Genomic DNA, 19,938 nt, shown 5'->3' on the forward strand with positions numbered 1-19,938 from the left:
GGATCCCCTTAGAGCAGCTTCTGGGCGGCCAGGAACTCAACCAGCTTGATGCCGGCGTCCCCTTCGTCGGTGATGATGGTGCCCGCGGTCCGCGGCGGGCGGACCTCTGCGGCTTCGACCACGGTCCAGGATCCGGACAGCCCCACGAGGCCCGGGTCGACGCCGATATCCGCCAGCGTCAGGGTGGTGATGGTCTTCTTCTTCGCCGCCATGATGCCTTTGAAATTCGGGTAGCGCGGGCTGTTGATCTGGTCGGTGACCGAGACGAGGGCCGGCAGCGTGGCTTCGACGGTGTCGGCGTGCGAATCCCCGTCGCGGCGGGCGGTGAGCTTGCCGCCGGCGACTTCGAGCGACGCCGCGAAGGTCACCTGCGGGAGGTCGAGCCGCTCGGCCAGCTGGGCCGGAACCAGGGAAGTCTCGCCGTCGGTGGAGGCCATGCCGGTCAGGATCAGATCGACGGGGGCGTCGGCGCCGAGGTGCCGGATTGCGGCGGCCAGCGCGAGCGAGGTGGCGGCGGCGTCGGAGCCGGCCAGCGCCTCGTCGCTGAGGTGCACGCCTTCGGTGGCGCCGATCTGGAGTGATTTCTTGACAGCGTTGACGGCGCCGGCCGGGCCCATGCTCAGTGCGATGACCTTGTTGCCGGCGGCCTCGCCGCCGCGCGCCTCGATCAGCTGCAGCGCGGCCTCGAGGGCGTATTCGTCCAGCTCCGACAGGATGCTTTCGGACCGGTCAGTCGTCTTGTCCCCGCCGCTGAGGTGGCGGTCGAACTGTGCGTCGGGTACGTGCTTGACCAGCACGATGATCTTCAGAGTCTCTTCCACTGTGTCTACAGCAGCCTTCCATCCGGGTGCGCGGCCAGCCGGGCGGGTCATGGCCAGGGAACGCCCGGAGGTGCCGGGGTGCTCCTAGCTAACCATATAGCGCGGGCCCGGCGCGGCCTTCGAAAAAGGCCCTAGAAGTAGGAATGCCGGCTGGCACCCCCAAGGTGCCAGCCGGCGTCGCGGGCGGGGTGCGCTGCCGCACCCGGTGCCTTCCGCTCGTGCTTCCTACTGGTCGGCGGCGGCCCCGAGGGTCACGTCCAGTTCCTTCGCCTGGCCGCCCCGGAGAACCGTTACCTTAACGCTGGCGCCGGCGGCCTGTTCACGCACGGCGGCAGTCAACTGGTTCGGATCGCTGATCGTTAGGTCCTGGAACTTGGTGATGACGTCGCCCACCTTGATGCCGGCCTTGTCGGCCGCCGAGCCGGGCTCGACCGTGGCCACATCGGCGCCAACAGAGAAGCCGGAAGACGAGGTGCCTGCCTTCGGCTTGACGCTTACCCCGAACTGGCCGTGGGTGGCCTTGCCGTTGGTGATGATTTCCTGGGCCACGCGCTTGGCGTGGTTGATCGGGATGCTGAACCCGACGCCGATGTTGCCGCTGCTGCTGCCGCTCGAGTCACCGCCGGCGGAGGCGATGGCGACATTGACGCCGATGATCTCACCCTTGCTGTTGACCAGCGCGCCGCCCGAGTTGCCCGGGTTGATGGCTGCGTCGGTCTGGATCACGTTGATCGAAATGCTGCCCTGCGCCGCAGTGCTCGGTGCCTGGCCGCCGCCGGGAGGCGCGAACTGGAACCCCTGGTTGCCGCCCTGGGAGTTGTCGGAACCGTCCTTGGGGGCTGCCGAGGACGCCACGCTGATGGTGCGGTTGAGCGTGGAGACGATGCCGTCGGTCACGGTCCCGGTCAGGCCCAGCGGGGAGCCGATCGCGATCGCGGTGTCCCCGACGTTGAGCTTGTCCGAGTCGCCCATGGTGGCAACGACCAGTCCGGCGGGGTTGTTGACCTTGATGACCGCAAGGTCAGAGAGCGGATCCGTACCAACGACAGTCGCACTGAAGACCCTGCCGTCGCTCGTGCGGACTTCCAGCGCGGCCTTCGACGTCTTGCCGTCCAGGGTGACGACGTGGGTGTTGGTGAGGATGTGCCCGTCGCCATCGAGGATGATGCCGGACCCGGTCCCGCCGTCGCTGCCGCTCGTGGCCTTAATGGTCACGACGCTCGGGGAGGCCTTCACAGCCGCGGCCGTGATGGCGTTGACGGAGTCCTGGTTGTTCACGATCACGGTGCCGGACTGGCCGGTGCTGCTGGTGGAAGCGAGCGGCCGGTTGCCGATCAGGGCGTTGCCCCCGGCCACGACGCCGCCCCCGACGAGGCCGGCGGCCAGGATGCTGGCCACGAGCGTGGGGACGCCGAACGCCGCCTTGCGCCGCGGCGCGTTGCCCGGGTGGTTGTAGCCGCCGTTGTGCGGGGCCGGCGGCTGGTTGCCGTAACCGGCGTAGGGGCCGGGGCCCTGTGCGTACTGTCCGGTGTACGCGGCCGGCGACTGGGCCGCGGAGTGGCTCTGGACTGGTTCCCCGTGGGACTGGGACGTCGGCGCACCGAACTGCTGGGTGTCGGGGGCCGCATGCTGGCCGTACGCCGGCTGGCGCTGCGGATATACCGGCCGCGGGGCATCATCCGCCGGCCGGTCCAGCCGCATGGTCGGATTCTCCCGGGCTGAGTCGTCCGCCGCGGCCTGGGGAGCCCCGGCAGCGGTCTGGCCAGGCTCCAGCGGTTCCCGGTTGCTCGTTGATGGATCCGGTGACGCGCCCTGCGTTGGGTTCTCAGTCATGGGACTTCCTTTCATCCTCGTCTGCAGTTAACTATGGTCGCCCCGGCTGGTACAAGAGCGAACATTTGCTGGGAGGTTCCTGAACGCCATCGCGTCCGTTCATGGCCCGCGGAAGGCCGTCCCGGACGCTTCAGCGCGTTTCGCCGGTGGCATATTCCCCGCGGTGGACGGTCTCCGGGGTGCACCATAGAATCAAATGGAATTGCCACAGCGACCTGCGGCTTTGGACCTGCGCGGGGGCGCTGTCGTGTTCTGAGTGGACCGGATCGGCCCGATCCGGTCACGGAAGTGCTGAAGGGTTGCGCATGCGGTCAATGATGAAACGATTCCTCGCCGTTATCGGCGTCGCCGGACTGCTGGCCCTCCCCGCCGCTCCCGCGCTCGCCGAGGATCCGGTGACTCTGGATCCCGCCACTAAGATCGTCGACTCGGCCGGCGTCCTGGGCGGAAAGAAGCCGGATGTCGAGGCCGCAATCAAGAAACTCGGCACCGACCATCAGATGAATCTCTACGTGGTCTACGTGAAGACGTTCCAGAACCCCACCGACAGCGGGCAGTGGGCCGCGACCGTAGCGCAAAACGCCAACCTGGGTCCCAACTCCCTGTTGCTCGCCGTGGCTACCGACGCCCGCAAGTATCAGCTGAGCAAACCTGCCAACAGCAAGATCACGAACACCCAGCGCGACAACATCATCAAGAACGCGGTGGACCCGCAACTGCGTAACGGCGACTATGCGCAGGCCGCCATCGACACGGCCGCGGCGATCGGCGACGCCGCCGGCGGCGGCAGCGGCTCGGTCCCGTCCGGGTCCGGGAGCGGCGTGCTCGTCGGCGTCGGCGTGGTTGCCGCCGGCGGCGCCGGAACCTACCTTTATTTGCGCAACCGGCGGAAAAAGGCCGCGGTCGCCAAGACCGGCTACGGCCCGCAGGGCGCCGAACTGGACCCGCTGGCCGGACTCAGCGTGGCGGACTTGCGCCGCAAGAGCGGTTCCCTGCTGATCGAGGCCGACGACGCCATTAAGTCCAGCGAGCAGGAACTCGGTTTCGCCCAGGCGCAGTACGGGGATGCCGCCGTCGGGAACTTCACGAAGGCACTGCGCGACGCAAAAGCCCACATGTCCGAGTCGTTCAAGCTGCAGCAACAACTCGACGACCAGATCCCGGACACCGAGGAGCAACAACGGACCTGGCTCGGCGAAATCATCCGCCGTTCTGAGGCGGCGCTGGCTTCCCTCAAGGAGCAGAAGGCCGACTTCGATTCGTTGCGGGAGCTGGAGAAGAACGCCCCTGAGGCGCTGGCGGCCGTTGGGAGCGGCGCCAAGGACGCCGAGGACAAGATTGCCGCGGCCGAACAATCCCTGACCGAGCTGCGGGCAAAGTACGCCGACAGCGCGCTGACCCCGGTCGCGGACAACATCAGCCAGGCCAAGGAGCGGCTGGCGTTCGTGCAGAACGCCTCCGCCACGGCCCGGGACAAGCTCACCGCCGGCGAGGGCAGCCTGGCCGCCGTCGCCGTCCGGGCCGCCGAGGAGAGCCTGCACCAGACCAACGTGCTGCTCGGAGCCATCAGTAAGGTCGCCGGCAGCCTTGACGCGGCCCGCAGCGGACTGGAGTCCGCCGTCGTCGACACGTCCCAGGACCTCGCCCAGGCACGGGCCATGATCCAAGCGGGGGCCCACCCGGAACTGGCCGGACCGGTCGCCGGGGTTGAGGCGGCGCTGGCCCAGGTCAAGGCCGAAATCCAGGGCGGCAAGATCGATCCCATCGCCACCCTGGCGCGGGTGGAAACCGCCCACCAGTCCCTCGACGCGGCCCTCACCGGCATCCGCGACCAGCAAGAACAGTCCCGACGGGCGGCGGCCTCCCTGCAGCAGAGCATCACGTCCGCCCAGGCCCAGATCAGTGCCACCTCGGACTACATCATGGCGCGCCGAGGCGGGGTGGGCACCGAGGCCCGGACCCGGCTGGCCGAAGCGCAGCGCAACCTCGACTACGCCCTGTCCATCTCCCGCAGCGACCCGGTCACCGCCCTGCAGTACGCCCAGCAAGCGCTCTCCCTCGCCGCCCAGGCAGCGCAACAGGCCCAGGCGGATGTGGATCAGTTCGGCGGCTTCGCCAACCAGGGCTATGGCCGTGGCGGAATGTTTGGCGGCGGTGGTGGCGGCCTCGGCGGCGCCATCCTCGGCGGCATCCTGATCAACTCCATCCTGCACGGCGGCGGCGGGGGCGGGGGCTGGGGTGGCGGCGGTGGCTGGGGTGGCGGCGGTGGCTGGGGAGGCGGCGACGCTGGCGGGGGCTGGGGAGGCGGCGATTCAGGCGGGGGCTGGGGAGGCGGCGGTGGCGGAGGCGACTTTTAGCAGCCGGTTACAGACTAGGCGCCGGCGGAGCCGTTCCGGCCGGCGGGTAGAAGCGGTACATTCACTGATCACCGAATTCAGTGGCACCACTGGATGGGACGAAAGGCAACACCATGGTTAAGCAGTCCATTTTCGGCCGCATGGCCCAGCTGGCGAAGGCGAACATCAACTCCCTGCTGGACCAGGCCGAGGATCCGCAGAAAATGCTGGACCAGATGGTCCGTGACTACACGAACAATATTGCCGAGGCCGAATCGGCCGTCGCCCAGACCATCGGCAACCTGCGCATGCTCCAGGACGATTACAACGAAGACATCAAGAACGCCCAAGACTGGGGCAACAAGGCCCTGGCTGCCTCCCGCAAGGCCGACGAGTACCGCGCCAAGGGCGACGCCGTGGACGCCGAGAAGTTCGACAACCTCGCCAAGGTGGCCCTGCAACGGCAGATCTCCTCGGAGAACGAGGCGAAGACGGCCGAGCCCAACATTGCCTCCCAAAGCGATGTGGTGGACAAGCTGAAGCAGGGCCTGAACCAGATGAAGGTCAAGCTCAACGAGCTCACCAGCAAGCGCAACGAACTGGTGGCCCGCTCCAAGACGGCCGCCGCACAGACCCAGGTGCACGACGCCCTGAAGAGCATCGACATCATGGATCCGACGTCGGAGGTGGGCCGGTTCGAGGAGAAGATCCGCCGGGAAGAGGCGAAGGTCCGCGGCCAACAGGAACTCGCGGCCTCCAGCCTGGATGCTCAGTTCAACTCCCTCGAAGACCTCGGCGAACAGACCGAAATCGAGGCACGCCTCGCCGCGCTGAAGTCCGGCGGCAGCACGCCCGCCCTCGGCGCCGGCAACGGCTCGACCGCAGGCGCGGACACCGGCACCACGGTGGAAGAAGCCGACTTCGACAAGCTCTAACTCGCGCACCTCGGCGCGGCCGGCTGCCGGGCTGCCCTAGAGGAGCGACCGGTGCAGGCACAGAGGCCGGGCCCCACGGGGGCCGGCCTCTGTTGTGATCCAGTAGCGTGGAGCCATGTCTGCAACCCTTGTCTGGCTCCGCGATGACCTCCGCCTCGACGACAACCCCGCCCTGGCGGAGGCTGCGGCACTGGACAGCCCGCTGACAGTGGTCTACGTGCTGGATGAAGTCTCACCCGGGGTGCGGCCGCTGGGCGGCGCGGCGAAGTGGTGGCTGCATCACTCGCTCGTCTCCCTCGCCGCGGACCTTGAGGCCGCCGGTTCACGCCTGCTGCTCCGGCGCGGACCGGCGGAGCGGGTCATCCGCCAACTGGTCGAAGAAACCCGTGCCACGCATCTGCTCTGGAACCGGCGCTATGGCGGCCCGGAACGCGCCGTCGACGCCGGCCTCAAGGAGTGGGCGTCGCGGCAGGACATCACCGCCGCAAGCTTTCAGGCCAGCCTCCTGTTCGAGCCCTGGACGGTGCGGACGGGGTCCGGGGGGCCCTACAAGGTTTTCACGCCATTCTGGAAGGCCTGCCTCGAGGCGCCCGAGCCCCGGCTGCCTCTCGAGGCGCCGGACCGGCTGCCCGGGCCCGCGCGGGACGGAGCCGGGGAACTGCCCGGCAGCGACACCCTGGCGGACTGGGCGCTCCTCCCCCGCCGCCCGGACTGGAGTGCGGGGCTCGCCGCGGAATGGACCCCGGGTGAGGCTGGTGCGCACCGCCGGCTGGAGGACTTCCTGGCCGGCCCGGCGGTCGAGTACGGCACGGGACGGGATGTCCCGGGCGTCGAGGGCACCAGCCGGCTCTCACCGCACCTGCGCTTCGGTGAGCTCAGCCCCTTCCGGGTCTGGCATGCGCTCCGTGGCTGCTTTCCGCACGGCGCACCGGCCGACGTCGGGATCTTCCGTGCAGAACTTGGCTGGCGGGAATTCTGCTGGCACCTGCTGTACGAAAATCCGCAGCTCGCCAGCCGTAACTACCGGCCGGAATTCGACCGCTTTGCCTGGCAGACGCCGTCGGGCGCCGAACTGCGGGCCTGGCAGCAGGGCCGTACCGGCTACCCGCTGGTGGACGCGGGCATGCGCCAGCTGTGGCAGACCGGCTGGATGCACAACCGTGTCCGGATGGCGGCGGCGTCGTTCCTGGTCAAGAACCTGCTGGCGGACTGGCGGCTCGGGGAGGCCTGGTTCTGGGACACGCTGGTGGACGCCGATGCCGCGAGCAACCCTGCCAACTGGCAGTGGGTGGCCGGCTCGGGAGCGGACGCCTCCCCGTATTTCCGCATCTTCAACCCGGTCACGCAGAGCAAGAAGTTCGACGCCGCCGGCAGCTACCTGCGGACGTTTATCCCGGAGCTCACCGGCCTGGGCGACAAGGCGGTGCATGAACCGTGGAAGGCCGACGGCGGCGCACCGGACTACCCGGAGCCGATCGTGGGGCTCCCCGAGTCACGGGCGCGGGCACTGGAGACGTACCAGCGGCTCAAGGACGGATAGGAAAAAGGAAGGGCCCGGATCTGTTGATCCGGGCCCTTCCATTACTGCTGTTGGTTGCGGGGACAGGATTTGAACCTGTGACCTCTGGGTTATGAGCCCAGCGAGCTACCGAACTGCTCCACCCCGCGTCGCTTGATCAACACTACCCTACTTTGGCTGCCGCCCCGACCACGGTCCAACGCCGCGCAGCGCCAGCGGGTTATCGGGCCAGACGACCTGACCCGTAACGGCTGACGCCGCAGACGTCCGCCCATCGCCCGGAAGGGATGCCCGGCAGACGGGGGCGCCTTTGGACACAACTGTGCCTCTTGGGACCGGTCCGCGCGGCGTGCCCGTGTCAAAGCGCCCCCGGAACACTGCTGGGTGGAACCCCGCCCGGAACGGGTTAAAACAAGAAGTCCGGAACACTTTCCAGTGTTCCGGACTTCTTCTTCAGTTGCGGGGACAGGATTTGAACCTGTGACCTCTGGGTTATGAGCCCAGCGAGCTACCGAACTGCTCCACCCCGCGTCGCAAGAACAACTTTACCTGCCGGTGAACGGGAGGCCAAATCGGGGCGGCGTGATGTGCGTCCCAACCCGGTCCGCGGGCCGCTGAAAGCCCCGCGGTGGGACGGCCGGCCCGGCATGATGAGAGACAAGAGGCCGGATTCCCCGCTTGTGCGGGGAATCCGGCCTTTAGCCGCCTCTGATCTGGCGGGCCGGCGCCTAGGTGCCGGCGCCTACTTGCTCGGGCTCGGACTCGGCGACGGCGTGGCCGACGGCGAAGCGCTGCCGCTTGGCGCCGGCGTCGTCGCCCCGATTTTGCCTTCCGCGTCGATGGCCCGCTGCAGGGCCGCGGCGAGTTTCTTCTGCTGGTCGCCGTAGCCGGCAAAGTCGCCCTTGGCCAGCGCGTCCTGGCCGGCCTTGATGGCTCCGTTGGCGTCATCAAGGGCCGCCTTCAGCTCGGCCTTGGCATCGGTGCTGGGTGTCGGGGTGCCGCCAGGGGCGGGCGTGGCCGGGGTTTGCCCCTTATTGGCTGAGTCACCCGCCGTTGCCCCGGAGTTGCCGCCGAACAATTGGTTCAACGCCTCGTCCAGGGTCGGCGCGAACCCGATCTTGTCGCCGAAGGCGACCAGAACGCGCTGCAGCGTCGGGTAGGACGTCTCGCCGGTCGACTTCAGGTAGACCGGCTGGACGTAGAGCATCCCTCCACCCACGGGCAGCGTCAGGAGGTTCCCGTTGAGCACAGCCGAAGCGCCCTGGCGCAGCAGGTTCAGTGCCTGCGACACGGTGGGGTCGGAGTTGAACTTGTTCTGAGCCTGGCCGGGGCCCGGCACCTGGGTTTCGGGCGGGATCTGCAGCAGCCGGAGCTGGCCGTAGCTGTCCGCCTTCACGCCCTTCTGGTTGCCTGCATCCGAATCCGCCGCCAGGAAGCCATACATGACGTTGCGGGCGGCCCCGTTGACCACTTGGGGTATGAACGAGGATGTCAGCTGGAAGGCCGGCTTCTGCTGGTCCGGCATCTGGAGAGACATGTAGAACGGCGGCTGCTTGACCTCATCCTTGACGGTGGGATCGTTCGGCACGCTCCACGCGTCGTCGTTCTTGTAGAAGCTGTCCGCCTGGGTGACGTGGTATCGGCCCAGAAGCTCGCGCTGGACCTTGAACAGGTCCTCCGGGTAGCGCACGTGGCTCATGAGGTCCCCGGACATTTCCGAGTACGGCTTCAGGGACGTCGGGAAGATACTCTGCCAGGCCTTCAGCACCGGGTCCTGATCGTCCCAGGCGTACAGCGTGACGGAGCCGTCGTAGGCATCCACGGTGGCCTTGACCGAGTTGCGGATGTAGTTGACCGAGCTGTTCGGCAGCGCCGCGGTCCGGCCCGCCGTCGTCTGGGAGTCGGTAGTGGCTGCTGAGAGCTGCTCCTGCTGGGAGTACGGGAAGTAGGGGCTGGTGGTGTAGCCGTCCACGATCCACTTCACCCGGCCATCTACCACAGCGGGATAGGCACTCCCGTCCACGGTCAGGTATGGCGCGACCTTTTCCACGCGGTCGCGGGGATTGCGGTCATAGAGGATTTGCGAATCCGCGTTCACGCCGTCGGAGAGCAGCAAATCCGACGACTGGAACTTGATCGCGTAGAGGACCTTGTTGAAGAAGCTCCCCACATTCGGGCCGCCGTTGCCGGTGAAGGTGTACTGGGTGTCCCCGGTACCTTCCGAGGTCGCTGGCCGGTCCTGCTCGCGGTGCGGGGCGCCGTCAGGAGCACCGACGATCGAGTAATCGGGAGAGTTCTGGCCGAAATAGATCCGGGGCTGGTAGGTCTGATCGGTGCCGAGGACGCCGGTGGACGGGATGCCGGACTGGAGGAAGTCCGGCTTGCCGTCGACAGTGAATTTGTTGCCCTTGGCCGCGACCACGCCGTAGCCGTGGGTATAGACGACATGCCGGTTTAGCCACGACTGCTGGTTGGTGCTGAGTCCGTCGGGGTTGAGTTCACGGACTGCGATGACCGTGTCCTGGATCTTCCCGTCCACTGTGTACCGGTCCACGTTGAGCGCGCTCGGGAACTGGTAGTAGGGCCGGTACTGCTGGAGCTGGGAGAAGGCGTCGGAGATTAGGTTCGGGTCCAGCAGGCGGATATTGGCCGTCGTCTGCGCGTCCGGGGCCAGTGCGCCGGTCGTAGCGGTGGTGGTGGCGTTGTAGACCTTCTCCTGGATCTTATCCAGCCCGTAGGCCGCGCGGGTCATGCTGATGTTCCGCTCGATGTAGCTCTTCTCCAGGGTCTGCTCCGAGGGGCGGACCTGGAACTGCTGGATCACCCAGGGGTAGACGCCGCCGGCCAGGATCGAGGTGATGACGAGCATGGCGGTGCCGATCACCGGCAGCCGCCACTTGCCGATCACGGCGGCGACGATGAAGAGGACCGCCACGAGCGCCGCAGCGACGGCGAGGATGGACTTGGTCGGGATGACCGCGTTCACGTCGGTGTACAGCGCGCCGGCCCACCGGCCGCCGTTGTTGAGCACGGTTGAGTAGCGGTCCAGCCAGAAGTTGGCCCCGAGCAGCAGCAGGAACACGGCGCCGGTGACCGCAAGGTGGATCTGGGCGGCGCGGCTGGTGAAGATGCCGCGTTCCATCAGCCGAATGCTGCCGTACAGGTAGTGGGTAAGGATGCCGGCGATTCCGGCCACGACCACGACGCTGATCAGGAACCCGGTGACGAAGCCCAGGAACGGCAGGGTCATGAGGTAGAAGCTGATGTCCAGGTTGAACTGCGGATCGTTCTGGCCGAAGGGCTGCTGGTGCAGGAACAGCAGCACTTTCTGCCACTGGCTGGCGGCCGCACTACCCGCGAAGAGGCCGAACAGGACGGGAAGGCCGATCATGACCACGCGGCGGATCGGCTCAAGCTGCGCCTGGTAGCGGTTGAGGTTGTCCCGGACTTCCGAATCCGGCGCGTAGACGGGACGCGCGTTGTAAGCGACGCGGATCGCGAAGAACATGGCGGCGAACATCACTGCGAAGCCGATGAGGAAGATGATGATCCGTGCCAGGTTCTCCGTCAGGAAAACCTGGAAGTAACCCAGTTGCTGGTACCAGAGGACGTCCGTCCAGACATTGGCGAAGAAAATGAAGCCGACCACGATCACGGCCACAACAATCAAGGTCGGCGTCAGTGCGCCCCTACGCTGCTGTGGTCTGCCGGGTGGGACGGGGCTGGGTCGGGACAAACTCGGTACCTCATAGCTGGTCGTCAGTGCTGGTTTAGTTGTCTTAAATCTTCAGTTGTCATTAGTGCCACGAGTGGCACTGGAGCTTAGTTCCGGGGTCAGTCTAGTTGTTGGAGCAAGCCGGGAGTCCGGATGTGTCGCCGCCCGTCGCGGCGACTTCGACGGCGTGCCGGGCTTCGGCCAGGCTCTCTACCTTGACGACCTGCATGCCGGCAGGAATGTGGCCCACGACGTCGTCGCAGTTGGCCGCCGGGGCGAGGAACATGGTGGCGCCGCCGGACCTCGCCCCGACCATCTTCTGGTCGATGCCGCCGATCGCTCCCACGACGCCGTCCGGCGTGATGGTGCCGGTGCCGGCGATGTGCCTGCCGCCGGTGAGGTCCCCGGGTGTCAGGGTGTCCACGATGCCCAGGGCGAACATCATGCCCGCGCTCGGGCCTCCGACCTTGTCCAGCGAGATTTTGACGTCGAAGGGAAACTTGAATTTGTATTGCAGCACGACGCCGAGCAGGTAGCGCCCGTTGGAGGCCTTGCCCGGGGTGATGGTCAGCGGCAGCTGGCTGCCGTTCCGGTCGACGACGACTGTGACCGGCTTGCCGTTTCCGGCCGCCAGCTCGCCCTGGACGACGCTGAGTGCGGTGATGGGTTTGCCGCCGATGGAGACCAGCACGTCGCCTTCCTGGATTTTGCCCTTGGAAGCCGAATCGTCCGGGATGTTGGCGACCTGCAGCTTCTGCTCAAACGGGATGGCCAACTCCTTGAGGGCGGAGGCCACGGCGTTCTCCTGCGACGTCGTCATCGCAACAGCGCTTTCCTGCTGCGACTGTTCTTTCGACACGCCGCTGGGGAAGATCAGTTCCTCGGGGTACACCGCCTTGGACGCGTTCAGCCAGGCGCTGAGGGCCTCGAACGAGGTGACCGGTCCGTTGGGGCCGCCGTCGACGTAGACGGTGGTGAGGTCCAGGCCGCCCTTGGCCGGAAAGGTCTCGTGCCCGGAGACCGTGATGACCGGTTTGCCGTTGTCCGTGCCGAGCGTATTGAATGTCGGGCCGGGAGACTCGATCACGTAGGGAACGGGCAGGCTCATCGCGGCGACGCCGAGTACCACCGCAAGCAGGCCCGAGACCAGCATCGCAGAGGAACGGGTGTCCCCTCCGCCGCCTTTCGCTCCGCGGGGCCCGGTTCCCCGGGCTCCCGTTCCACGGCCGGGGATCAGGCCGGACCAAAGGCCGCCGTGATCGGGCCCGGTTCCGGGATCGCCGCTTGGAGCACCGCCGGCCTCGGCGCTAACTGCGCCGGGGTGGCCGCCGTCGCGGGGCGCGGGTTCGCCGGGGGGCTGTTCGCCCTGGGTAAATGTCAATGAAGGACCTCTCCGTGCCGGCGCCTGGGACCCCTTTCGAGGCCGGGACCAGGGCGCAGCGGCTGCGGCCGAAACCGGCTCGGCAGCCTGCAAACATTCCAGCTCCCAACACTACGCGGTCGCGCGCCCGCGAGGCTCTTTGCCGACAGCGAACGTTCCCGGGTTTCGGGCGACAGCCCCTTACGCGGAGGGGTAGCGTGAAGTTGAGTACCAGTCACACCGACGATCGGCGGGATCATGACCTCTAACCCACTCAATCCGTCCAACGGGGACGACGAACCCAAGGACCCGCTGGCAGAAATGCTGCAGAACCTGATGGGCGGCAAGGGCATAGGGGACATCGATCCGTCGGAGCTCGCCAAGGCCGCCGGGCTGCCGGACGACCCGAATCTGCTGGCCCAGATGTTTTCCCAGGTCCAGGCCATGATGAGCGCTTCTTCCGACGGGCCGGTGAACTGGCAGCTGGCACACGACAACGCCCGCCGGGTCGCCGCCAGCAGTTCCGACCCGTCCGTCACCGCTGCCCAGTCCCGCGAGGTTGACGAGGCGCTTCGGCTCGCCGAGCTCTGGCTCGACCAGGTCACCGAACTTCCTTCCACCGGTCTGATCGGCCGGGCCTGGTCCCGCGCCGAATGGGTCGAAGAAACGCTCGGCACCTGGAAGCGGCTGACCGAACCCGTCGCCAACAGCATCGCCAATGCCCTGTCGTCCGCCATGACCGAACAGATGCCCGAAGAGATGAAGTCCATGATGGGCGGCGCCTCCTCGATGCTGCAGAACATGGGCGGCGCGATCTTCGGCATGCAGCTGGGCCAGGCGATCGGCGCCCTCTCCGGCGAAGTGGTCAGCTCCACCGACATCGGCGTTCCCCTGGCCGACCTGGAAATGGCGCTGCTGCCGGCCAACGTGGCGAAGTTCGGTGAGGGCCTCAGCCTGCCGGAAAACGACATCCGCCTCTTCCTCGCCGTCCGCGAAGCCGCGCACGCCCGGCTCTTCGTCCAGGTGCCGTGGCTGCGCGGGCATCTGCTCGGCGCGATTGAGGCCTACGCCCGCGGCATCCACATCGACACCTCCAAGATCGAGGAGCTCGCCCGCGGGCTGGACCCCAGCAACCCGGAAGGCATCCAGGAAGCTCTCTCGCAGGGCGTCTTCATGCCCGAGCGGACGCCGGCGCAGGACCAGGCCCTTGAGAAGCTTGAAACCGCACTGGCCCTGGTGGAGGGGTGGGTCGATGAACTCACCGCCGCCGCCACGGAGAAGCTGCTGCCCTCGGCGGCTGCGCTGCGGGAGACCGTCCGGCGCCGGCGCGCTACCGGCGGTCCGGCGGAGCACGCGTTTTCCTCCCTCGTCGGCCTCGAGTTGCGGCCCCGCCGGCTGCGCGAGGCTGCCACGCTGTGGGCCCAGCTCAAGGACGAGCGCGGCGTGGAAGGCCRGGACGCCATCTGGCAGCACCCCGATCTGCTTCCCACGGCTGAGGACCTGGACGACCCGAAAGGCTTTAGCGAACGCCGCAAGCTGGCCGAGGCCAGTGACACCGAGGTCGACGATGCGCTGCAGAAGCTGCTGAGCGGCGGTTTCGACACGGCAGAACCGGATGCGGAGCAGGCCGGGAACGGCACCGGCACGGACGGCACCGGCACGGACGGCACCGGACCAGCCGCGAAGGATTCCGGCGAAGAGCCCGGAGCCGCGGACGACGGCGGCAGCGCCAAGTCCTGACCCGCGGTGGGGGCGGCCGGCCACGGCCTCCGCTGTCAGTGCGCGGCGGCCTCAACGACGTCGGCGGTTAGGTCGCCCGCCGCTTCGCCGCCGTCCTGTTCAGCAGACAGACCGCGGGCGGTGGCGAAGGACACGCCCTCCAGGAAAGCCTTGGCCCGTTCCGTTTCCGGATAAGCGGACAACAGGCGCCAGAACGCCGCATTGTGGGCGGCCACCAGGAGGTGCGCCAGCTCGTGCAGCAACACATAGTCGATGACCCATTGCGGCATGGGCCGGAGCTTGTGGGAGAGCCGGATGGTTCCCTCCGACGGGGTCGCCGAGCCCCAGCGTGAATTCTGGTTGGTCACCCAGCGGACCGACGCCGGGACGGCACGGCCGCCCAGATACTGGGCGGAGAGCGCGGCCGCGTGGGCGGCCAGCTCGGCGTCGCTGCCGGTGCGGCGTTTGCCCGCGGCCTTGGAGCCGCGGCCGCCCTGCAGGCGGAGCTTCTCCAGCATCCGGTGCACCCATTCGCGTTCCTGGGCGCCGCTGAAGTGTGCCGGGATGGCAACCACGGCGGTGCCGTTTTCCCAGAATGCCGCCACCGTCCGGCGCCTGCGCGCCGAGCGGCGCACCTCAACGGGCGAGCCGTCCGAGGTGGTCACCGGGGTGCCTTCGTTGATCCCGGCCCCGGCCATCAGAGCGTGGTGCTTTCGACCAGGACCGCAAGCACGGCCTCGCCGTATTTTTCCAGCTTCGACGCGCCCACCCCGGGCAGCTTGGCGAGTTGTTCAAGGGACTCCGGCCTCGCCTCGGCGATCGCGGTCAGAGTCGCGTCAGTGAAAACCACGAAGGCGGGGACATCGGCCTCCAGCGCGACCTCCTTCCGCCACTGCCGCAGCGCCTCGAACGTTTGTTCCTCGTAGCTCGGCGGGCACTGGCTGCAGCGGCCCACTTTGCGTTCGGCACCGCTGGACAGCATGCTCCCGCAGACCCGGCACGACGCCGGTGCGGCCGCCTTCCGGCGCGGCGCGGCACCCTTGCCGCGGACGGAGGAACTGGCGACCGAGTCCGGCCGCAACCCGTCGAGGAACCGCGACGGCTTCCGGTTGGCCCGGCCGCCCGGGGTCCTGGCCGTGGACCAGGACAGGAACAGGTGCTCCTTGGCGCGGGTGATGCCGACGTAGAGCAGCCGGCGCTCCTCGTCCACGGCCTCGGGCGTGTCGGCGAAGGAGATTGGCACCAGGCCTTCGCTCAGGCCGACCAGGAACACGGCCTCCCATTCCAGGCCCTTGGCGGCGTGCAGTGACGCCAGGGTCACGCCCTGGACGGTCGGCGCGTGCTGGGCCAGCGAGCGTTCCTGCAACTCGTTGACGAAGTCCGCGAGGCTGAACTGGGCTCCCCTGCTGGCCACAAGTTCGTCGGCGAGGGCCACGAGGGCGGCCAGCGATTCCCAGCGTTCGCGGACGGCGCCGCCGCTGTGCGGGGCCGCGTCCGTGTAGCCCAAGGAGGCCACGATGTCGCGGACCAGCTGGCCCAGGGGCTCCGGAGCCGCGGTTTCACTGACCGCGCGGGTGGCGGCCCGCAGCTGCAGGATTGCGTCCCGGACCTCCTTGCGGGCGAAGAACCGTTCGCCGCCGCGGAGCTGATACCCGATGCCGGCCGAGGCGAGGGCCCGTTCGTAGGCCTCCGACTGGCCGTTGGTGCGGAACAAGACGGCGATCTGGCTCGCCGGCGTCCCCGAGTCCAGCAGCTTCCGGACGTTCAGCGCGACGGTGGCGGCTTCGGCCTCGTCGTCGGAACATTCGGTGAACTGCGGTACCGGGCCGGCAGGCCGTTGCGCCACGAGTTGCAGCGGTGCGGCCCAGGCGGCATCCGCCACGGGACCGCCGCTGCGCCGGCCGCCCAGCAATTCGTTGGCCAGCTTCACCACCTGCGGGGTGGAACGGTAGTCACGGACCAGCTTGACCACGGTGGCGTCCGGGTACAGTCCCTTGAAGCCAAGCAGGTGCTGCGGCGAGGCACCGGTGAAGGAATAAATGGTCTGGCTGGCATCGCCGACGACGCAGAGATCGTCGCGGCCGCCCAGCCACAGTTCGAGGAGCCGCTGCTGCAACGGCGAAACGTCTTGGTATTCGTCCACCACGAAGTGCCGGTACTGCTCCCGAACGGTGGCGGCCACCTTCGGATCCTCCTGCAGAATTCCCACCGTGATCAGCAGCACGTCCTCAAAGTCGATCACGTTCCGGTCCGTCTTGACGTCCTCGTACGACTGGAAGACCCGGGCGACGGCGGTCAGGTCGAAACCGCCGGGGGTGCCGCGGCCCTGGGCTTTCTCCAGATAGTTGGCCGGGGTGAGCATCGACACCTTGGCCCACTCGATTTCCGAGGCAAGATCCCGGATGGACGCCCGGTCCGTGCTGAGCCGTAACCGGCGGGCGGCCTCGGCGATCATCTGCGCCTTGTGGTCCAGCAGGTTTGGGAGCGTGCCGCCGACAGACTGGGGCCAGAAGTACTGGAGCTGGCGCAGCGCGGCGGCGTGGAAGGTGCGGGCCTGCACGGTGCCGACGCCCAGGTCCCGGAGCCTGCTGCGCATTTCGGCTGCGGCCCGGGCGGTGAAGGTGACGGCTAGGAGCCGCTGCGGGCTGTACACGCCGGAGTGCACGCCATAGGCGATCCGGTGCGTGATGGCGCGGGTCTTGCCGGTGCCGGCGCCGGCAAGGACGCACATGGCCCCGTTCAGGGTGCTGGCCACCTCGCGCTGTTCGGCGTCGAGGCCGCCGAGAATGCGTTCCTCAAGCGAGCGGTTGTCCTGCGCCGGGAGCTCGGTGGGAGTCACTCCGGGGCCGGATTGCTCGGCCGGGAAGGCGCTGGACTGGAATATATCTGTGTTCACTTCTGCTGCTCAGTCGTTGGAGGGTCTGCGGCGGGTGCGCCGCAGTCGGGGATACGCGGCGCGGGGGCGCCGGGTCGTTGCTGTCACGGGTACCTCATGCGCTCTCCGGCCGGTCCTGGATGACGCCCCCGTACCAATGTTCGATCAGGGCACGTGCGATCGAGAGCCTGCTGGAGATGACGATTTCTCCGCTCGACACCGCTTCTTGCAGCTCGGCGCGGCTGAACCAGCGCGCCCGGGTGACCTCGACGCCGTCGGGCCTGGCCTCCGTGTCCGACGTCATCGCGGTGAAGCCGAGCATGAGCGACGCCGGGAACGGCCAGGACTGGGAGCCGAGGTACTGCGACGCGGTGACCCGCACGCCGACCTCTTCGCCGATTTCACGGATGACGGCCTGTTCCAGGGATTCGCCGGGCTCGACAAAGCCGGCCAGGGTCGAATAATTCCGGGAGTCCAGCGGGCCGCCGCCGCCGAGGAGCAGCCTGCCGTCCGGGCCGACCACGGTGACGATGATGGCCGGGTCCGTGCGCGGGTAGTGCTCGGAATTATCCGCCGGGCAGCGCCGGACCCAGCCGCCGGCCTCGGGGACGGTCGCGGCGCCGCAGCGCGGACAGTGTATGTGTGCGGCGTGCCAGTTGGCGATCGCGCTGGCCTCGATGAACAGCGCGGTGTGGGTGGGGTCCAGCTGGGCTGCCACCTCCCGGAAACCCGCCCACTGCGCCCCCGCGGGGATGCCCTCGACGTGCTGCTCGAAGGGCTCGGCGCGGACTTCGAATTGTTCCGGAAGGATGAACAGGACGTACTGCGTTCCCTCCGGCACGCCGGCTCCGGGCAGCGCCGCGCCAAGATAGATCACTTGCTCGGGGGCATAGGGGGTTCCCCGGAGCCGGGCGGCGAGGCTGGCCGCGTCCACGAACACGAGGCCCTCGCCGCTGACCAGGGCCTGGCGCCGGGACAGGAGCAGTGCCTGAACACCGCTGGATCGCAGCAGCTCCTCCAGCATCGCGGGCTTCATCCTGGCCGCGGTGCCGCGGTCAATCAGCGCCGGGCGCACGGGAAGAACAGTGTCACGCAGGCTGTTGGCCGCCGGGCCGGCCCCGGCCGCCGTCGGCACGTCAGCGGTCGCCGATCCGGCCGGAGCGGCCGGGTCCGGGCATGCCCCTTCAGGATCGATCGGTGCCGTACTTTGCCCGGCTTTTGGCCCGGTTCCGGACTCTGGTGACTCCGCAAGACTCATGTACCCACCGTACCGACCCCCGCTGACAATTGACATTTCCCAGGGCAGCCCAAGCGGGCGGCGGACCGCAATCCCGGGACGGTGGCGCGCGTTGGAGCCGTGCGGCGCTATTTCGCGCCGATCTTTCAGACTCGCCGTCCTGCATCGCCGTCATCGGCGCGGCTCGCTCTACCGTGGATGCGTGAGAAGAAAACCAATCGAACTGGCAGCCATAGCGACGGCGGCAGTGCCCGGCCTGACCCCGACCGCCGCGAGCTCCGCGCCCGACGATCCGGCAGACTTCGATTCCGCCCTCCTCTTGGACTCCGAAGGTAAACATTGGCGGGTCCGCTCGCCCCGGCATGCCGAGGCGAGCGCACGCCTTGAAACCGAGTTCCTGGTGCTGCGCGCGTTCACTCCCGGCATCCGCGCCGAACTTCCCTTCCTGATGCCCACCGTGGCCGGAAGCGTCCGGCAGGGGACGCTCAGCACCTTTGTCTACTCTCACCTGTCCGGCGCCACCCGCTCGGTGGAGGAGCTTAGCGCCGGCTCGGCCGGGCTGGCGCGGGAACTCGGCGCTGCCCTCGCGGCGATCCATGATCTGCCGCATACCCTGGTCAGCAACGCCGACCTTCCGAGCTACACGCCGAACGAGTTCCGGCAGCGCCGGCTCAATGAACTGGACCAGGCCGCGACGACGGGCAAGATCCCGCCGCTGCTGCTGCGTCGCTGGGAGCACGCGCTGGAAGACGTCTCGCTGTGGCGCTTCAACCCCAGCGTGGTGCACGGCGATCTGCATGAGGACAACCTGCTGGTCGACGGCGAGAAGGTCACCGCCGTGACAGGCTGGACGGACCTGCGCATCGGGGATCCGGCCGACGACATGGCCTGGCTGGTTGCCTCCAATGACCAGGACTTTGTGGATACGGTGTTGGCTCAGTACACCTCGAGCCGCCGGGACGCGCCCGACTCGCATCTGCTTCGACGCGCCGCGTTGTCCGCGGAGTTCGCCTTGGCGCAGTACCTGGTCAAGGGGCTCGCGGCAGAAGACCAGACCATGATCGACGAGGCAGAGTCCATGCTGGCGGTGCTGGCCGACGACGTCGCAGAGCACGGCGGCCAGCCGATCAGCGTCGAACCACTGCCCCAGCCCGCCGTGACTGTGCAGCCCGCCCCAGCAGCGCACCCGGCCGTCAGCGTGCAGCCCGCCGTGACCGTGCAGCCGATAGGGCCGGAAGATCCTGGCGCGGCGACCGGGCCCGGGCCCGAATTGGGGTCCGCCGGCTCTGCGGTGCCCGCGGTGCAGGTCACGCCGATCCCCCGCGACGAGGCTCCCGCTCCTTCGCAGAACGACGGGGGCTTCGCCGGCTCGGCAGCGGGCAGGGCCGACACCGCCAGCCACGCGGACGACGGTACCGACGACGGCGGCGCGTCTGGTGCCACGGCCGCCGAGGGTGCCGCCGAGAACAAGAACACCGCTGACGGCACCCACTGGGACGCAGCCCCTTCCCCTGCCGCCCCGTCAGCGGCGGATGACACCTCCACCACGGCACTGAGAGTCGTTCCGGATCCGCGCCGCTAGCGTGAG

Annotated in this window: 12 protein-coding genes and 2 tRNA genes; 5 read left to right on the top strand and 9 right to left on the bottom strand. The window is 68.2% G+C overall.

Going from position 1 to position 19,938, the window contains the following annotated elements; genetic code table 11:
- Positions 1 to 8 precede the first annotated feature (8 nt).
- The gene (locus tag AC1DGI_RS05700; RefSeq protein WP_441403149.1) at positions 9 to 809 is read right to left on the bottom strand and encodes an electron transfer flavoprotein subunit beta/FixA family protein; all 801 of its coding nucleotides are present in this window, start codon (positions 807 to 809) and stop codon (positions 9 to 11) included.
- 237 nt (positions 810 to 1,046) lie between these two features.
- Positions 1,047 to 2,654, bottom strand: coding sequence for a S1C family serine protease (locus AC1DGI_RS05705; protein WP_476898073.1), 1,608 nt, complete (start codon positions 2,652 to 2,654; stop codon positions 1,047 to 1,049).
- A 305-nt stretch (positions 2,655 to 2,959) separates the two neighbouring features.
- Here AC1DGI_RS05705 and AC1DGI_RS05710 point away from each other — a divergent pair, with 305 nt between their 5' ends.
- The 3 genes from AC1DGI_RS05710 to AC1DGI_RS05720 all read left to right on the top strand — a co-directional run bounded on the left by AC1DGI_RS05710 (position 2,960) and on the right by AC1DGI_RS05720 (position 7,465).
- Positions 2,960 to 5,011, top strand: coding sequence for a TPM domain-containing protein (locus tag AC1DGI_RS05710; RefSeq protein WP_476898074.1), 2,052 nt, complete (start codon positions 2,960 to 2,962; stop codon positions 5,009 to 5,011).
- A gap of 113 nt (positions 5,012 to 5,124) precedes the next feature.
- A complete protein-coding gene (locus tag AC1DGI_RS05715; RefSeq protein WP_441403759.1) occupies positions 5,125 to 5,925 on the top strand; it encodes a PspA/IM30 family protein in 801 nt (266 codons plus the stop codon).
- A gap of 115 nt (positions 5,926 to 6,040) precedes the next feature.
- Entirely contained in the window at positions 6,041 to 7,465 is a 1,425-nt protein-coding gene (locus tag AC1DGI_RS05720) for a cryptochrome/photolyase family protein (protein ID WP_476898075.1), read from the top strand.
- Positions 7,466 to 7,516: 51 nt separating this feature from the next.
- Here the strand turns inward: AC1DGI_RS05720 and AC1DGI_RS05725 are convergent.
- From AC1DGI_RS05725 to AC1DGI_RS05740, 4 genes are all read right to left on the bottom strand, one after another.
- Positions 7,517 to 7,593, bottom strand: a tRNA-Met gene (locus AC1DGI_RS05725).
- A 308-nt stretch (positions 7,594 to 7,901) separates the two neighbouring features.
- Positions 7,902 to 7,975, bottom strand: a tRNA-Met gene (locus AC1DGI_RS05730).
- 211 nt (positions 7,976 to 8,186) lie between these two features.
- Positions 8,187 to 11,180, bottom strand: coding sequence for a UPF0182 family membrane protein (locus AC1DGI_RS05735; RefSeq protein ID WP_476898076.1), 2,994 nt, complete (start codon positions 11,178 to 11,180; stop codon positions 8,187 to 8,189).
- A gap of 103 nt (positions 11,181 to 11,283) precedes the next feature.
- Positions 11,284 to 12,312 (bottom strand): YlbL family protein, encoded by a 1,029-nt coding sequence (locus AC1DGI_RS05740; RefSeq protein WP_476898208.1) that lies wholly within the window; start codon positions 12,310 to 12,312, stop codon positions 11,284 to 11,286.
- Between the two features lie 465 nt (positions 12,313 to 12,777).
- On the opposite strand from AC1DGI_RS05740, the gene AC1DGI_RS05745 reads away from it, so the two are divergent.
- Positions 12,778 to 14,259: a zinc-dependent metalloprotease gene (locus AC1DGI_RS05745; protein ID WP_476898077.1), complete on the top strand. Its 1,482-nt coding sequence runs from the start codon at positions 12,778 to 12,780 to the stop codon at positions 14,257 to 14,259.
- 35 nt (positions 14,260 to 14,294) lie between these two features.
- Here AC1DGI_RS05745 and AC1DGI_RS05750 read toward each other — a convergent pair whose 3' ends face one another.
- The 3 genes from AC1DGI_RS05750 to nudC form a co-directional block, all read right to left on the bottom strand.
- On the bottom strand, positions 14,295 to 14,936 hold the full coding sequence (locus AC1DGI_RS05750) for a M48 metallopeptidase family protein (protein WP_441403457.1): 642 nt from the start codon (positions 14,934 to 14,936) through the stop codon (positions 14,295 to 14,297).
- Positions 14,936 to 17,077, bottom strand: a complete 2,142-nt coding sequence (locus AC1DGI_RS05755) for an ATP-dependent DNA helicase UvrD2 (protein WP_476898209.1) — start codon at positions 17,075 to 17,077, stop codon at positions 14,936 to 14,938. Before AC1DGI_RS05755 ends, AC1DGI_RS05750 begins: the two co-directional genes overlap by 1 nt.
- A 151-nt stretch (positions 17,078 to 17,228) precedes the next feature.
- Positions 17,229 to 18,371 carry an NAD(+) diphosphatase gene (gene nudC / locus AC1DGI_RS05760; protein WP_476898078.1) on the bottom strand — a complete coding sequence of 381 codons (1,143 nt, stop codon included), beginning with the start codon at positions 18,369 to 18,371 and terminating at the stop codon, positions 17,229 to 17,231.
- 181 nt (positions 18,372 to 18,552) lie between these two features.
- On the opposite strand from nudC, the gene AC1DGI_RS05765 reads away from it, so the two are divergent.
- Positions 18,553 to 19,932 (top strand): macrolide 2'-phosphotransferase, encoded by a 1,380-nt coding sequence (locus AC1DGI_RS05765; protein ID WP_476898079.1) that lies wholly within the window; start codon positions 18,553 to 18,555, stop codon positions 19,930 to 19,932.
- Positions 19,933 to 19,938: the final 6 nt, after the last annotated feature.

The organism is Arthrobacter sp. 05N428_2 (assembly GCF_056397065.1).

What these genes read in the sequence shown, in the direction of transcription:
- AC1DGI_RS05705 (WP_476898073.1), bottom strand. Translation starts at nt 2,654, where the DNA reads ATGACTGAGAACCCAACGCAGGGCGCGTCACCGGATCCATCAACGAGC.
- AC1DGI_RS05720 (WP_476898075.1), top strand. Translation starts at nt 6,041, where the DNA reads ATGTCTGCAACCCTTGTCTGGCTCCGCGATGACCTCCGCCTCGACGAC.
- AC1DGI_RS05750 (WP_441403457.1), bottom strand. Translation starts at nt 14,936, where the DNA reads ATGGCCGGGGCCGGGATCAACGAAGGCACCCCGGTGACCACCTCGGAC.
- nudC (WP_476898078.1), bottom strand. Translation starts at nt 18,371, where the DNA reads ATGAGTCTTGCGGAGTCACCAGAGTCCGGAACCGGGCCAAAAGCCGGG.
- AC1DGI_RS05740 (WP_476898208.1), bottom strand. Translation starts at nt 12,312, where the DNA reads ATGCTGGTCTCGGGCCTGCTTGCGGTGGTACTCGGCGTCGCCGCGATG.
- AC1DGI_RS05715 (WP_441403759.1), top strand. Translation starts at nt 5,125, where the DNA reads ATGGTTAAGCAGTCCATTTTCGGCCGCATGGCCCAGCTGGCGAAGGCG.
- AC1DGI_RS05710 (WP_476898074.1), top strand. Translation starts at nt 2,960, where the DNA reads ATGCGGTCAATGATGAAACGATTCCTCGCCGTTATCGGCGTCGCCGGA.